16 protein-coding genes are annotated in these 14,241 nt (G+C 64.4%); 12 read left to right on the top strand and 4 right to left on the bottom strand.

All coding sequences use genetic code 11. The features are described from left to right. On the top strand, positions 1-119 hold a 119-nt coding region (locus ACTJKH_RS06015), incomplete at its 5' end, for a hypothetical protein (RefSeq protein WP_440736153.1). Here the strand turns inward: ACTJKH_RS06015 and ACTJKH_RS06010 are convergent. Next, positions 106-1,122 carry a PseG/SpsG family protein gene (locus tag ACTJKH_RS06010; protein WP_440736138.1) on the bottom strand — a complete coding sequence of 339 codons (1,017 nt, stop codon included), beginning with the start codon at positions 1,120-1,122 and terminating at the stop codon, positions 106-108. The two genes, ACTJKH_RS06015 and ACTJKH_RS06010, sit on opposite strands and share 14 nt — an antisense overlap. 35 nt (positions 1,123-1,157) lie before the next feature. On the opposite strand from ACTJKH_RS06010, the gene pseB reads away from it, so the two are divergent. The 3 genes from pseB to pseI are packed head-to-tail and all read left to right on the top strand — an operon-like array spanning position 1,158 to position 4,351. Further along, complete coding sequence (pseB, locus tag ACTJKH_RS06005) at positions 1,158-2,180, top strand: UDP-N-acetylglucosamine 4,6-dehydratase (inverting) (protein WP_440736137.1); 1,023 nt, start codon at positions 1,158-1,160, stop codon at positions 2,178-2,180. Next, positions 2,177-3,310 (top strand): DegT/DnrJ/EryC1/StrS family aminotransferase, encoded by a 1,134-nt coding sequence (locus ACTJKH_RS06000; protein ID WP_440736136.1) that lies wholly within the window; start codon positions 2,177-2,179, stop codon positions 3,308-3,310. The genes pseB and ACTJKH_RS06000 overlap by 4 nt, the downstream gene beginning before the upstream one ends. A 12-nt stretch (positions 3,311-3,322) precedes the next feature. Continuing rightward, on the top strand, positions 3,323-4,351 hold the full coding sequence (pseI, locus tag ACTJKH_RS05995) for a pseudaminic acid synthase (protein ID WP_440736135.1): 1,029 nt from the start codon (positions 3,323-3,325) through the stop codon (positions 4,349-4,351). Here pseI and ACTJKH_RS05990 read toward each other — a convergent pair. Then, positions 4,329-4,808 (bottom strand): N-acetyltransferase family protein, encoded by a 480-nt coding sequence (locus ACTJKH_RS05990; RefSeq protein WP_440736134.1) that lies wholly within the window; start codon positions 4,806-4,808, stop codon positions 4,329-4,331. The two genes, pseI and ACTJKH_RS05990, sit on opposite strands and share 23 nt — an antisense overlap. 40 nt (positions 4,809-4,848) lie before the next feature. On the opposite strand from ACTJKH_RS05990, the gene ACTJKH_RS05985 reads away from it, so the two are divergent. The 4 genes from ACTJKH_RS05985 to ACTJKH_RS05970 all read left to right on the top strand — a co-directional run bounded on the left by ACTJKH_RS05985 (position 4,849) and on the right by ACTJKH_RS05970 (position 9,202). Further along, on the top strand, positions 4,849-5,559 hold the full coding sequence (locus tag ACTJKH_RS05985; protein WP_440736133.1) for a cytidylyltransferase domain-containing protein: 711 nt from the start codon (positions 4,849-4,851) through the stop codon (positions 5,557-5,559). 87 nt (positions 5,560-5,646) lie between these two features. Beyond that, a complete protein-coding gene (locus ACTJKH_RS05980; protein WP_440736132.1) occupies positions 5,647-6,585 on the top strand; it encodes an ABC transporter permease in 939 nt (312 codons plus the stop codon). After that, on the top strand, positions 6,582-7,319 hold the full coding sequence (locus ACTJKH_RS05975) for an ABC transporter ATP-binding protein (protein WP_440736131.1): 738 nt from the start codon (positions 6,582-6,584) through the stop codon (positions 7,317-7,319). Before ACTJKH_RS05980 ends, ACTJKH_RS05975 begins: the two co-directional genes overlap by 4 nt. Further along, positions 7,319-9,202: a DUF6541 family protein gene (locus tag ACTJKH_RS05970; RefSeq protein ID WP_440736130.1), complete on the top strand. Its 1,884-nt coding sequence runs from the start codon at positions 7,319-7,321 to the stop codon at positions 9,200-9,202. The genes ACTJKH_RS05975 and ACTJKH_RS05970 overlap by 1 nt, the downstream gene beginning before the upstream one ends. On the opposite strand, the gene ACTJKH_RS05965 is transcribed toward ACTJKH_RS05970, so the two are convergent. Next, positions 9,186-9,536, bottom strand: coding sequence for a DUF2304 domain-containing protein (locus ACTJKH_RS05965; RefSeq protein WP_440736129.1), 351 nt, complete (start codon positions 9,534-9,536; stop codon positions 9,186-9,188). The two genes, ACTJKH_RS05970 and ACTJKH_RS05965, sit on opposite strands and share 17 nt — an antisense overlap. Beyond that, positions 9,536-10,231 (bottom strand): glycosyltransferase family 2 protein, encoded by a 696-nt coding sequence (locus tag ACTJKH_RS05960; RefSeq protein ID WP_440736128.1) that lies wholly within the window; start codon positions 10,229-10,231, stop codon positions 9,536-9,538. The genes ACTJKH_RS05965 and ACTJKH_RS05960 overlap by 1 nt, the downstream gene beginning before the upstream one ends. 116 nt (positions 10,232-10,347) lie before the next feature. Between ACTJKH_RS05960 and ACTJKH_RS05955 the strand changes: the two genes are divergently transcribed. The 4 genes from ACTJKH_RS05955 to ACTJKH_RS05940 are packed head-to-tail and all read left to right on the top strand — an operon-like array spanning position 10,348 to position 14,200. Continuing rightward, positions 10,348-10,959, top strand: a complete 612-nt coding sequence (locus tag ACTJKH_RS05955) for a DapH/DapD/GlmU-related protein (protein WP_440736127.1) — start codon at positions 10,348-10,350, stop codon at positions 10,957-10,959. Then, a complete protein-coding gene (locus ACTJKH_RS05950; RefSeq protein WP_440736126.1) occupies positions 10,956-12,053 on the top strand; it encodes a DegT/DnrJ/EryC1/StrS family aminotransferase in 1,098 nt (365 codons plus the stop codon). Before ACTJKH_RS05955 ends, ACTJKH_RS05950 begins: the two co-directional genes overlap by 4 nt. Beyond that, positions 12,050-13,036, top strand: coding sequence for a Gfo/Idh/MocA family oxidoreductase (locus ACTJKH_RS05945; RefSeq protein WP_440736152.1), 987 nt, complete (start codon positions 12,050-12,052; stop codon positions 13,034-13,036). The genes ACTJKH_RS05950 and ACTJKH_RS05945 overlap by 4 nt, the downstream gene beginning before the upstream one ends. A gap of 3 nt (positions 13,037-13,039) precedes the next feature. After that, complete coding sequence (locus tag ACTJKH_RS05940; protein ID WP_440736125.1) at positions 13,040-14,200, top strand: glycosyltransferase; 1,161 nt, start codon at positions 13,040-13,042, stop codon at positions 14,198-14,200. Positions 14,201-14,241 lie beyond the last annotated feature (41 nt).

The following is a 14,241-nucleotide window of genomic DNA, read 5'->3' as shown; positions in this document are numbered from 1 at the left end:
GGTGGCCGACGGGTGAGCAGAAGTGCGGGCTCGCCGGTGGAGGTTGCTCCCAGTCGTTCCAGAACGGGACCATCACGGTGAGCAGCGCGGGCAAGGTGACGATCGTCAGACAGGAGTAGGGCTGATCACTCGCGCCAGACGCTCCACGGCATCCGCGACGCGCTCGGACCCGCGGCCGTCGAAGGCTCCTGTGCATGCCTCCCACAATCGACGACGTAGTGGAGCGTCCTCGATGAGTCGGAAGATGCCCTCGAGCAGTGACTTCTCCACGTCTGGGTCGTTCTGGAAATCTACGCCGACCGCAAGTCCGCCCCGCATTAGCGAGGCGTAGCCAGCCCGCTGGTTATCGACGACCGTCGTGAAGATCGAGGGCACACCCATCGTGCAGAGATCCCAGGCGCTCGTTCCCGTCGCAGAGATCACCAGATCTGCGCGCGCGAGCAGGTCAGGGAGACGCGGCGTCGGCTGGTGGAAGCGGATGCCGGGACGAGCTGCTTCCGCGGCAGCGGCACGCCAACGATCCGTGACGACAAGGTCCACCTGAAAGTCCCGCGGCAGCGCGCTCACAGCGCGTGTGACCACGACCATCGCACCGGTGGGATCGCTTCCTCCCATGAACGCGCAGATGTGGGGAGGATCGCCGAGCTCCCGTGGCTCGGAGCGGCGGAGGTCACGTATCTCGCGCCTCACGAGGGCGTATCGTGACCCCGCGAGCAAACGCCTCTGCTGCCCGGGCGTGAATCCATCGCCTGTCGCCCCGAGGTTCTGGTCGAGATAGGCTTCTGCCTCGATCCCACGGGTATCGCCATCCACCACCGCCAGCGTGGGAACCAATCGGTTCACGTGCGTGATTGCGTCTGAAGAGATGACGTAAGAGTCGACGATTACGACGTCGATCCCGCCGTAATCGCGCGCATTCGTACTCAGGACTCCGAACGCTTCCGGCTCCTCCTCGACACCCACTTCGGCAATTCGAGCGGAGAGCCACGGCACCGTACCGAAGTCGCCGCGTATGACCACCTCGTGTCCGCGAGTCTTGAGTTCTTCGGCGATTGTCAGGCAGCGCATCACGTGACCGGTACCGGTCGCCTCACCGGCGTCTGCGCGTATCAAGCACCTCACGAGTAAGATCCTATTGGCCGGCTATCCGCGACTGTGTGCGCTCGGGTGGCGATGTCTCGACTTGGAGGACCATCATCAAGATTTTGCAGGGCTCATCGATTCTTGTGACGGGTGGAACCGGATCATTCGGCAAGGCGTTCATCAGATACGCGCTGGACAACTTGGATCCGCGTCGCATCGTCATCTACTCACGAGATGAGCTCAAGCAGTACGAGGCGCGACAGCTCTTCGCCGACGACCCTCGCCTGCGGTGGTTCATCGGAGACATCCGCGACCAGGATCGACTCCGGCGGGCCATGCACGAGGTGGACTATGTCGTTCATGCGGCCGCGCTGAAGCAGGTCGACACCGCTGAGTACAATCCGTTCGAGTACGTGAAGACGAACATCGTGGGGTCGCAGAACGTCGTCGAGGCCTCGATCGACGCAGGGGTTAAGAAGGTGGTGGCACTGTCGACCGACAAGGCCTCCAGCCCCCTGAACCTCTATGGCGCCACCAAGCTCGCCGCGGACAAGCTGTTCCAGTCGGCGAACCACTACGCAGCCAGCTACGTGACACGCTTCAGCGTCGTCCGCTACGGCAACGTGATGGGCAGCCGCGGCTCGGTCGTCCCGTTCTTCCGCAAGCTCGCCGCGGAGGGCAAGCCGATGCCTGTGACAGACGCTCGGATGACCCGCTTCTGGATCACGCTCCCTCAGGCGGTCCAGTTCGTGGTCGATTCCTTCGACCAGATGCAGGGCGGCGAGCTCTATGTCCCCCGCATCCCGAGCATGAAGATCCTCGATCTGGTCGAGGCGATCGCTCCGGGCGCGGAGACTTATGAGATCGGCATCCGCCCCGGTGAGAAGTTGCACGAAGAGATGATCAGCCTCGACGATGCGCGGCGCACTCTGCGGCTCGGCGATCGGTATGTGGTGCTGCCAACCATCGCCAACTGGGGTTTCACGCCGCCCGCTGGATCCGAGCTTCCCGAAGGCTTCGCCTATCAGTCGGACAGCAACGATCTCTGGCTCGATGCCCAAGGGATCCGTGACATTCTGGAGACCCTGGACAAGTGACGCACTCGATTCCGTACGGACACCAGTCCATCGACGACTCGGACATCGAAGCGGTCGCTGAGGCACTCCGTGGGGACTGGCTGACCACGGGCCCCACAGTGGCAGCGTTCGAGCGTCAGATCGCTGCGGTCGCGGGTGCGACGGACTCCGTTGCGGTGACGAGCGGAACGGCCGCGTTGCATACCGCATACGCTGCAGCCGGCGTGTCATCAGGCGATCAGGTGATCGTGCCGGCGTTGACCTTCGCAGCGACCGCGTCGACGGCGTCTCTGCTGGGTGCTGAGATCGTGTTCGCCGACGTGCAGGAAGATACCGGAAACATCGATCCGGATGCCGTGTCCGCGCTGACGAACGAGCGCACTGCCGTTGTGGCAGCGGTCGATTTCGCCGGGCACCCCGCCGAGATCGATGAGCTGCTTCCAGCCGCGCGCGCGGTCGGAGCGGTGCTGCTGGAGGACGCCGCACACTCGATCGGATCGACCTATCGCGGTCGACCCGTCGGATCGCTCGCCGACGTCACGACATTCTCGTTCTTCCCCACCAAGAATCTGACGACCACCGAGGGGGGCGCGGTCGTCTCCGATGACTCCGCGCTGATCACCGCGGCGAGATCCTTCCGCAGCCATGGTCTGGTGCGTGACCCTGCCCTGCAGCGCTTTCCGGATGAGGGAGCCTGGCACCAGGAGATCCACCACCTCGGGCTCAACTATCGACTCCCCGATGTGCTGTGTGCGCTCGGACTTAGCCAGATCCGACGACTCGCGGATTTCAAGGCTTCGCGTGCGCGAGCCTTCGATCGCTACATCGAGGGTTTGCAGGACGTCGGAGGGCTGCGGCTCCCTATCAAGCGAGACCACGTCGATCCGATGTGGCATCTCTTCCCGATCAGAGTGCAGGACGGACGCCGCCGGGAAGTCTTCGACCGGCTGCGTGCGCAGGGGATTCTCGTGCAGGTGAACTACATTCCTGTCTACTGGCACCCCTACTACGAGGACCTGGGCTACCGGCGCGGGCAGTGCCCCGTCGCCGAACGCTACTACAGCGAGGAGATCTCGCTCCCGATGTACGCGAATCTGGCTACGGACGACCAGGACCGCGTGATCGACGCTGTGCGATCGATTCTCGCCTGAGAGAGATACGAAATGACGAAGAAGAAGATCCAGGGCCCGATGATCATCGCCGAGATATCCGGCAATCACAACGGCTCCCTCGAGCGGGCGCTCGAGATCGTGCGTGCAGCGGCGGATGCGGGTGCGCATGCCGTGAAGATCCAGACGTACACGGCTGACACGATCACATTGGACGTGGATTCGCCTGCGTTCCGCGTCAGCGATGGGCACGCGCTCTGGGGATCCAGGACGTTGCATGAGCTCTACGAGGAGGCGCATACCCCGTGGGAATGGCACGAGCCGATCTTCGAGCTCGCGAAGCAGTTGGGCATGACGGCATTCAGCACTCCCTTCGATGAGACGGCGGTCGAGTTCCTCGAGGAACTCGATGTGCCGATGTATAAGATTGCCTCGCTCGAGATCGTCGACCTTCCGCTGATCGAACAGGTGAGCGCAACCGGAAAGCCCGTCGTACTGTCGGTGGGAACCGCGACGATCGGCGAGGTCGCCGCCGCCGTCGAGGCGGCACGCCGTGGGGGGTGCCAGGACCTGACACTGCTCGCCTGCACGAGTTCGTATCCGGCTGAGCCGGACGACGCGAATCTCCGGCGCATCCCGGTCATGGCCGAGATGTTCGGGGTGAAGGTGGGACTCTCGGATCACACGATGGGCGTCGGCGTCTCGATCGCCGCCACAGCGCTCGGTGCCTCCATGATCGAGAAGCACGTGACGCTGAGGCGCAGCGACGGAGGAGTGGACGCTGCGTTCTCGCTGGAGCCTGCCGAACTGCGCCTGCTGGTCGACGGATGCGATGCTGCGGCCCGCGCTCTCGGTTCGGCTCATGTGTGGGCGACCGGCGCGGAAGCGGAATCGCTACGACTTCGACCGTCTCTCTATGTGACCACAGACGTCACGGCAGGCGATCCGGTGACTGCAAGGAACGTGCGCAGCGTCCGTCCCGCGGGTGGACTGCCCCCGGTCGAACTGGCCCGAGTGATCGGACGCACATTCGCCGCGGATGCGAAACTGGGAACCGCGCTCAGCTGGGAGCTTCTGTCCTGATCGGGTGCGTGGGCCGCTTGTAGGTCAGCACACCGTCGGCGTGGTCGATCTCTGCGAATCCCGCTGATGTGAAAAGCGCTCTGCTTGCGGCGTTCTCCACGCGTACTCGAGCGATGATGTGATAATCCTGCGGGGTGGCCGTGCCGAATCTGCTGAGGCCTGCATCGAGCAGAGGGCCCGCAAGTCGCTTCCCGCGATGGCACGGAGCCACTGTCAGACTCACCTCCGCACCTGCTTCCGACTCGATGTCGAACCGTACGGTTCCGATTGCTGCGCCGTCGAGTTCGCCGATGTAGAGGACTCGGCGAGGATCGTCGATGACGCTGGTCAGCCAAGCGATATGGGCGGAGCGTGCAACCGACTCGGTACTGAGAGACGCTGCCCTCGTCGCGGGATCGTTGCGCCAATCGAGCAGCACGTCGGCGTCATCAAGGGAAACCGGACGGACAGTGATCACGGCTCCCAGCTTAGCCAGCTGCCCGGAATAGGATGGATGCATGGTGCTCGCGATCCTCCAGGCCCGGACGAGTTCACAACGCCTACCGGGCAAAGTTCTCTCGCCTGTTCTCGGCACGCCCCTCATTCTGCGCGCTCTCGAACGGATCTCGCGGTCCGCTCTGGTAGATCGGATCGTGCTCGCCACGTCCGATGACCCCTCGGACGACATGCTGGCGCTCGTGGTCTCCGAAGCGGGTTACGACGTGCATCGGGGTCCGCTCGACGACGTGCTCACGCGATTCGTGCAAGTGCTCGAGCGATTCGACGATGAGACGGTCGTCCGTCTGACCGGGGACAATGTGCTCTGTGATCCGCGGGTGATCGATGAGGTGATCGGTGCCCACCTCGAAGGGGGCGCGGACTACACGGCGAACACCCTCGAGCGGACGTTCCCGCGTGGATTGGACGTGGAGGTGTTCCGTGCCGACGTCTTGCGAGCCGTCGACCGGTCAGCGGTCGACGCCGCCGAACGGGAGCACGTCACGCTTGGCATCTATCGCAGGCCGGAGCAGTACCGCCTGCGATCCGTGACGCAGCCGATCGATCGTTCGGATCTGCGCTGGACAGTGGACCACCCGGCTGATCTCGAGTTCGCGCGAACGGTGTACTCGCACCTGCACGGCATCGACGAGACATTCGGCCAGCAGCAGGTGGTGAAACTCCTCGAGGCCCATCCTGGTCTCGCTCTGCGCGAGCAAGACCTGTCGTGACCGTGCCCGTCACCGGGGTTCAGGCGACTGCCATAGAATACAGAGGTTTGTGGCGACACCCGTCGCCGCCGACTAGTGAGTGGGCCTGTGACTGATACCCGAGATCTCTTCGCCGCCGTCCCGCGTTCCGACTTCGAAACCCCTGGCAAAAGCCGTGGGCTCATCGATGTGGTGCGCTGGCGATATCTGCTGAACCTCCTGGTGCGCACCGGCGTCACCACGAGGTATCGCAACTCCGTGCTCGGATGGACCTGGTCGTACGTGCGCCCGGCCGCGCAGTTCCTCGTGTTCTTCGTGGTCCTCGGTCTGTTCATGAACCTGGACCGCGGCATCCCGAACTATGCGGTGTACCTGTTCTCCGGGATCGTCGTGATCAACCTCTTCTCCGAGGGGTTCAAGAACGCGACGACGTCTATCGTCGGCAACGCGCCCCTTGTGCGCAAGGTGTTCCTACCTCGGCAGCTCTTCGCCGTGTCGGCTGTCATCGTCGCCTTCGTGCATTTCCTCCCGCAGGTCGGGCTGCTTCTCATCGTGTGTCTGATGCTGGGGTGGATCACGCACATCTCGATCCTCTCGATCCTCGCGATCCTGGCGGGGATGATCATCGTGATGATCTTCAGCCTGGGTCTCGGCCTCTTCTTCGGAGCGGTGAACGTGCGGTTCCGCGATGCGGAGAACATCGTCGAACTGATGCTGCTGCTCGCGACATGGGCCTCCCCGGTGCTCTATGCCTGGGTCCAGGTTCAGGACGCGGTCGTTAAGACGCTCGGCTGGCCGCAGTGGATCGTCGAGGTCTACATGCTCAACCCGATCACGCAGGGTGTCGAGCTGTTCCATTACGCGTTCTGGCGCCCGGCGACCGAAGGCATGGTGTCCGCAGCCAACTACACAGGCGGGCAGCTGATGGATCTTCCGCCGGGCCTTGCCTGGAACACCCTGTGGACATTCTTCGTCGCCGTCGCCACTCTGCTGTTCGGACAGTTCGTCTTCCGGCGCCTCGAAGGAAGGTTCGCGCAAGACCTATGAGCGACCAGACCGTGAACAAGCCGAGCATCATCATCAACGGAGTGCGCAAGCGCTTCACTCTCAACCATGCGTTCTCACTCAAGGACACGGTCGTCTCCTGGATCAAGAGACGCAAGCTCACCAGCGAGTTCGAAGCCTTGAAGGGCGTCGACGTCGTGATTGGTGAGGGCGAGTCCGTCGCTATCCTCGGTTTCAACGGATCGGGAAAGTCGACCCTGCTGAAGCTCGTCTCCGGGGTCATGGAGCCGGATGACGGCGAGGTCTTGACCCGGGGTCGAGTCGCCGGCCTGATCGAGGTCGGGGCGGGGTTCCATCCCGAGCTCTCGGGGCGTGAGAATGTGTTCCTCAACGCAGCCATCCTCGGCATGAAGAGGCACGAGATCGAAGCGCGTTACGACGAGATCGTGGCCTTCAGCGAGATCGAGCAGTTCATCGACCAGGAGGTCAAGCACTACTCCTCGGGGATGTTCATGCGTCTCGCGTTCTCGGTCGCGATCCACGTTGAGCTCGACGTGCTGCTCGTCGACGAGATCCTATCGGTCGGCGACGCGCCCTTCCGTGAGAAGTGCCGGCTCAAGTTCGAGGAGCTGATCGCCGACGGGAAGACGCTCGTCGTGGTCAGTCACGACATGGAGATGGTCCGCGAACTGTGCACGCGCGGCATCGTAATCAACAAGGGTGAAGTCGTGTACGACGGTGAGGTCGAGGGCGCCATCGCATTGGTGGACGCGTGATGTCCGGCTGGATCGAGGAAGTACCCGCGCTGATCGCGACAATGGCGATCCTCATTCTCCCGGGACTTCCCGCCGCCATGTGTCTGCGAACGAGCGCGTTGCTGCGTCTCGGCGCGTCGATCGCGCTGTCCCTGGCGATCGTCGCAACCGCGAGTGTGCTCGCCCCCTGGTTCGTGGGGTGGTCTCCAGCGCCCGTGGCGTGTGTCGCGGCAGTGGTGACGATCGTCGCGGTCGTGCTGCGCCGACTCGACAGCCGCGACGCGGCCGCCCCAGATCGGAGCCCACGAGCGATCTGGGTCGCTCTGGCAGCGGCGTTCCTGGCGTGGGCGGCAGTCGTGGCCGCGGGTATCGCCGACCCGGATCACCCGAGCCAACTGTATGACGGCTTGTTCCATCTGAACGCCGTCGAGTTCATCGTCCAGAATGCAGACGCCTCGCCTCTGCATATGACCATGGTGACGCCAGGGTCGACCTCTGGGATCTATCCCACCTTGTGGCACGCAGTCGTGGCGCTGGTCGTTCCTGTGTCCGGCAGCGTGGTCGCGGCGACGAATGTGGTGACCGTCGTGGTGATCGCGCTGGTCTGGCCTGTCGCTCTCGCGTGTCTTGCAACCGTGGTCTTCCCGACTCATCCCATGGCTGCTGTGTGGACGCCGCTCGTCGCGTTCGGTTTCAGCGTTTTCCCTCTCGGGTTCCTGACGTGGGGAGTCCTGTACCCGAACCTGCTGGGAAACGTACTGATCCCGGTGTTCCTCGCTTTCCTCGTGGGAGCGTTCCGGGCGGGAGAAGCGCCGTTCGGCAGAGCGCTCTGGATACTCGCCGCGGTCGCGGCGGGCGGCGCATCGGCCGCGGCGCATCCGTCTTCGCTGCTGGCCGGTATCGCGCTCGCCCTTCCCTTCGTGATCTGGATGATCGTTCGGCCCTGGCGGTCCGCGTCGCGGGGACGACGGGTCGTGATCGCAACGGTCATCGTCGTGTTGTGTGCGCTGATCGCATTCATCTGGATCCGTGCGAACGTGACGACCCATGAATGGCTGCCCAACGAAACCATGGGGCAAGCACTCGGTGAGATTGCGCTGCTCAGCCCCGTGGGTCGCACTGCCGGCCTGCTGCTCGGGCCGCTGGCTGCGATCGGGGCCTGGCGAGTCGTGAAAGACCGTCAGTGGTGGGTGTTGTACGCGAGCGGCGTTGCGGCCGCCTTCTATCTCGCGTCAGCGTGGTTCCCCATCCTGTCGCTGCGGAGCCTGGCCGTCGGCGTCTGGTACGACGACACCACTCGCGTCGGAGCATTGCTTGCGATCTGGGGGGTCCCCTTGGCAGGGCTCGGCGCTGCCGTCGTCGCCGGCTGGCTCCATCAGCGCTGGAGAAGCGGCGCTCACGCGAGGGCGATCACCGTCGGCGCGCTCCTCGCCGTCGCCGCCGTGAGCCACCTTCCCGCGCTCATCAACGATCTCTCCTACATGCGCAACTCCAGTTACCTCTTCACGGCACAGTCGCAGGGACTGTCCTCCGACGAGGCCGCGCTCTTCGAGGAGGTCGGTGACGATCTGGACGAGGACTCCGTTGTGCTCGGCGACCCGCTCACGGGTGCGGGACTGCTCTTCGCCTATACGGGCCACGATGTGGTCTTCCCGCATGTGACGGGGCGATACGGATCCGATGCCGAGCTGCTCGCACGTGACTTCGCCGCAGGCGGAGAGGCTGTGTGCGATGCGGTCGATCGGCTCGGCGTGACTCACGTGCTCGACTTCGGGGATCGCCAGCTTTTCGAGAACCACTGGACGACCTTCGACGGTCTGCACCACGTGGGCGATTCGCCTCTGGTGACCGAAGTCGACAATGTGGGCGATGCGACGCTCTACCGCATCACCGGTTGCGGGTAGCGCGCTCGCCGTTCTCGGCGTCGAGCAGAGCGATCTTCCTCGCCAGAAGCGTGAGCTGTCGCTGCATGGCCAGGTTCCTCCGGTACTGCGTGTACACGAACGTGAGGAACATCACGACCAAGGCGTAGAAGAGCAGGTCCGTTCCGCGGCCGACGCCGATCAGCGACGCCACCCAGGTGAGCCACTGTGGGAAGAGCACCGACAGGATCGCTGCGACGATGAACAGCATCATCAGGATGCGTCGGATCGCGAGGTGACTGTCGGCCCCTGTGCGGCGCATGACGACGAGACCCAGGGTGACGATTGCTGCGATCAGCAGCAGCTGGACCCACATCAGCGCACCACCAGGTCGACGAGGATGTTGATGGAGTTGAGCACGCTCTGCCCCTTGCCTTTGGAGTAGTCGGTGTACAGCAGCTCGACGGGATGCTCGCGCCAGGGCAGACCGGTGCGACCGAGTTCGAGAACGATCTCTGTCGCGTGCGCCATCCGATCCTGCTTGAGATCGATCTTCTCCGCTGCGTCTCGTCGGATCACGCGGAGGCCGTTATGGGCGTCCGTGAGCTTCATTCCGGTGGTGAGGTTGGTCACGCGGATCGCGGTCTTCAGTACGACCTTCTTCAGCCACCCCGGATTGGTGCGGTCGTCCAGGAAGCGGGAGCCGAAGATTATCGCCGCCCCGTGGGCCCGTGCGGTCTCGAGCATCTCCACGGCGTCTTCGACCCGGTGCTGGCCATCCGCGTCGAAGGTAACGATGTACTCGCAAGAGCCATGGGCGAGGGCATACTCGATCCCGGTCTGCAGGGCCGCTCCCTGTCCGAGATTGACGGGATGGTGGATCACGTGCGCGCCTGCGCGCTCCGCCGCTTCGGGGGAACCGTCGGTCGAGCCATCGTCGACGCAGACGATGTGCGCGAAGCGGGGCCTGAGCTTCATGATGACGTCGCCGATGACGCTCGCCTCGTTGTAGAGCGGTATGACGATCCAGGATGTGCTGTCCGGCACTGACCCGCTCGGTGTTTCACGCATGACTCCATTCTGACAGGGCGCATGGCCGCTCTCGGCCATTCATCAGGTGTGGTCGCCTCAGCCGATAGACTTTGCTGTGCGCCTGCCCCGTGGCGGCGGCGCAGGAAGCGTGTGAAGTGGCAGAGTTCTCTCGAGTTCGTATCGTCGATTCCGCGGACGTCTCGGCCGATGCGTCGATCGGCGACGGCTCCTCCATCTGGCATCTCGCTCAGGTACGCGAGAACGCGCAGCTCGGCGAGAACTGCATCGTCGGACGCGGAGCGTACATCGGCACCGGCGTCGTCATGGGCGACAACTGCAAGGTGCAGAACTATGCGCTTGTCTACGAGCCGGCGAAGCTGGGCGACGGTGTGTTCATCGGACCGGCCGTCGTTCTCACCAACGACACATACCCCCGGGCGATCAACGCCGACGGGACGATCAAGAGTGCCCATGATTGGGAGCCCGTCGGCGTGACCATCGAGCGCGGCGCGGCGATCGGAGCCCGCTCGACGTGCGTCGCCCCCGTGACCATCGGGGCCTGGGCAACTGTCGCGGCAGGTGCCGTGGTCGTCAAGGACGTCCCTGCGTACGCACTCGTCGCGGGTGTCCCCGCACGCCGCATCGGATGGGTGGGGGAGTCCGGAGTCCCGCTTGTGCGCGGAGCCGACGAGAACCTCTGGGTATGCCCGAGCACGGGCGATCGATTCTTCGAAACTGACGGAAAACTGACCAAGGAGACCGTGTGAGCGAGTTCATTCCCCCCGCGAAGCCCATCATCGGAGATGAAGAGCGCGCAGCCGTCGATCGCGTGATGCGCAGCGGCATGATCGCGCAGGGCCCCGAGGTCGCTGCCTTCGAGAAGGAGTTCTCTGAGCACTTCGTGCCCGGCCGCCCGTCGGTCGCAGTGAACTCCGGCACCGCCGGCCTTCACCTCGGGCTGCTCGCCGCGGGCATCGGCGCGGGTGACGAGGTCATCGTCCCCTCGTTCACCTTCGCCGCGACCGGAAACTCCGTCGCGCTGACAGGGGGAACCCCCGTGTTCGTCGACATCGAGCCGGAGACCTTCTCGCTCGACCCTGAGGCCGTCGCCGCAGCGATCACGCCGAAGACCAAGGGAATTCTTCCGGTGCACCTCTACGGTCACCCGGCGCGCATGCGTGAGCTCGAGGCCCTCGCCGCCGAGCGAGGGGTCGCGCTGTACGAGGACGCCGCTCAGGCGCACGGCGCAGCGCTCGACGGCCGTCCTGTCGGCTCGTTCGGCGAGTTCGCGATGTTCAGCCTCTACCCGACGAAGAACATGACCAGCGGCGAAGGCGGCATCGTCACCACGGCCACCGACGAGATCGCCCGGCGGGTGAAGCTCCTCCGCAACCAGGGCATGGAGCGCCAGTACGAGAACGAGGTCATCGGTTTCAACGCCCGCATGACCGACATCCACGCCGCGATCGGGCGAGTGCAGCTCACGAAGGTCGATGCGTGGACCAAGACCCGCCAGGCGAACGCGGAGTTCCTCGATGCGAACCTGCAGGGTGTCGTCGTCCCTCCCGTGGCTGACGGAGCCGTTCACGTGTACCACCAGTACACGATCCGAGTTCCGGAAGACCGCGACGGCTTCGTCGCGGCTCTCAAGAGCGAGTACAACGTGGGAGCGGGCGTCTACTACCCGATCCCCAACCACCGCCTGCCCTCGCTCACGCACTTCGCACCGGGACTCGATCTGCCTGAGACTGAGCGCGCAGCTCGCGAGGTCGCATCTCTTCCCGTGCACCCGTCGCTCAGCCGGAACGACCTCGAGCGCATCGTCGCGGCCGTCAACGCCGTCGCCAAGGCAGGTGCCTGATGACGCTGCGCGCAGGACTGCTCGGCGTCGGCATGATGGGGCGTCACCACGCCCGTGTGCTCCGTGAACTCGAAGGGGTCGATCTCGTCGCCATCGCGGATCCCGGCGGCGATCCCCACGGGGTTGCGGGCGAACTCCAGGTGCTGCCGAACATCGACGCGCTCATCGATGCAGGAATCGACACGGCGATCGTCGCCGTCCCGACGCAGTATCACGAAGATGCCGCACTCAAGCTCGCCAAGGCGGGCGTGCACACGCTGGTGGAGAAGCCGATCGCTCACAGCATCGAAGCCGGTCAGCGGATGGTGGACGCGTTCACCTCGGCGGGCCTGGTCGGTGCCGTGGGGCACATCGAGCGTTTCAACCCTGCTGTCCAAGAGCTGCGGCGGCGCATCGAAGCCGGAGATCTCGGTGCGGTGTATCAAGTCGTCACACGTCGCCAGGGACCGTTTCCTGCACGCATCGCGGACGTCGGAGTAGGCAAAGACCTGGCCTCGCACGACGTCGATCTGACGGCATGGGTCGTGCAGAGCGACTACGAGACGGTCTTCGCCCAGACCGCCTACAAGAGCGGTCGCGAGCATGAGGACATGATCACGATCACCGGACGCACCGGCTCAGGTGTGATCGTCAACAACATCGTCAACTGGCTCAGCCCGATGAAGGAGAGGCTGACCGTGGTGACGGGGGAGAAGGGCGCGTTCGTCGCCGATACCTCCACCGGTGACCTGACGTTCTATGCCAACGGCACTTTTCCTCTCGAATGGGAGTCAGTGTCGTCGTTCCGCGGGGTCTCCGAGGGAGACGTCACGCGCTACGCGTTCGCCAAGCGCGAGCCGCTGCGCGTCGAGCATGAGGCCTTCCGCGATGCTGTGCTCGGGCAAGAGACCGATGTCGTCACCATGGCCCAGGGACTTCGGACGCTCGCGGTTGTGGAAGCCGCGCTCGACTCCGCGCGCAATAGCGCCGTTGTCGCGCTCTAAGCGATGCATCTCACCGTCGTCAGCAGGATCTTCGCTCCCGAGCCGAGTGCCGCGTCCTTCCGGCTGCGGGCCGTCGCCAACAGCGCCTCGCACTCCGGACATGCGGTCACCGTCCTCACGAGCATGGTCCCCCGCCGGCTCCGGAAGGTCGACAGCGATCTCGGCCCGCGTGTCGAGGTACGTCGCGCACCTGTGTTGCGCGACAAGGCGGGGTATGTGCGCGGGTATCTGCAGTACATGAGCTTCGACATCCCGTTGATGTTCAGGTTGCTGGTGGGCCGGCGACCCGACGTTGTCTTGGTCGAGCCGCCACCCACCACCGGCGCCATCGTGAGACTTGCCTGTGCCATCCGTCGAGTCCCCTACGTGTATTACGCCGCGGATGTGTGGTCCGATGCCGCGAGCATGACCGGCGCCCCCTCATGGATCGTGGATGCGGTTCGTTCGATGGAGAAGTTCGCGATGAGGGGTGCACGTCGGCTCTTGTCTGTGAGTACGGGTGTGACAGAGCGTTTGGCCGAGTGGGGGCTCGGCGCGCAGTCGGTCACCGTCGGAAACGGCATCGACCTCGAGCAGTTCTGCTTCGACGGTGAAGCAGCCGACCTCGGCGAGCCCTACTTCGTCTATGCGGGGACTGCCTCGGAGGTGCACGGTGCAGTCATCTTCGTCCAGGCGTTTGAGCGCGTGCTCGCCACAAATCCTCAGGCTCGTCTGGTCTTCATCGGACAGGGCGCCGAGTGGGACGCAATCGCCGAGGTGGCGCACCGGCTGCCGACAGACAGCGTCGTGATGAAGCCGCGGATGGAGCCCGAGCAGGTCGCGATCTGGTTGCGTGGTGCTCGAGCGTCTCTGGCCTCCGTGCGCACCGGCGGTGGATATGACTTCGCCTTCCCGACCAAGATCTACGCATCTGCAGCCTGCGGCACTCCGGTGATCTACGCCGGAACAGGACCGGGCCATCGCTTCGTGCACGAATCGATCGCTGGCGATGCCGTTCCCTACGAACTCGAAGCGGTCGCCAGCGCGATGGCGAGGCACCTCGAGACCGACGTTGTCCTCGATCAGCGCCGCGCGATCGCGCGCTGGGCGGCAGAGAACGTCGACATCGACGCCGTTGCTGCCAGAGCAGTCGACGTGCTCACGTCCGAGTTGCGACCAGCGTGAAACCCGGAACAACACCAGTGATGATGCATCGGAAAGTGAGG

This window comes from Microbacterium sp. 22215 (assembly GCF_052045655.1).
In the GTDB taxonomy this organism is placed as follows: Bacteria; Actinomycetota; Actinomycetes; order Actinomycetales; family Microbacteriaceae; genus Microbacterium; species Microbacterium phyllosphaerae.
Note: the sequence above shows the minus strand (reverse complement) of the source record. Positions and strands in the feature narration are given on the sequence as shown.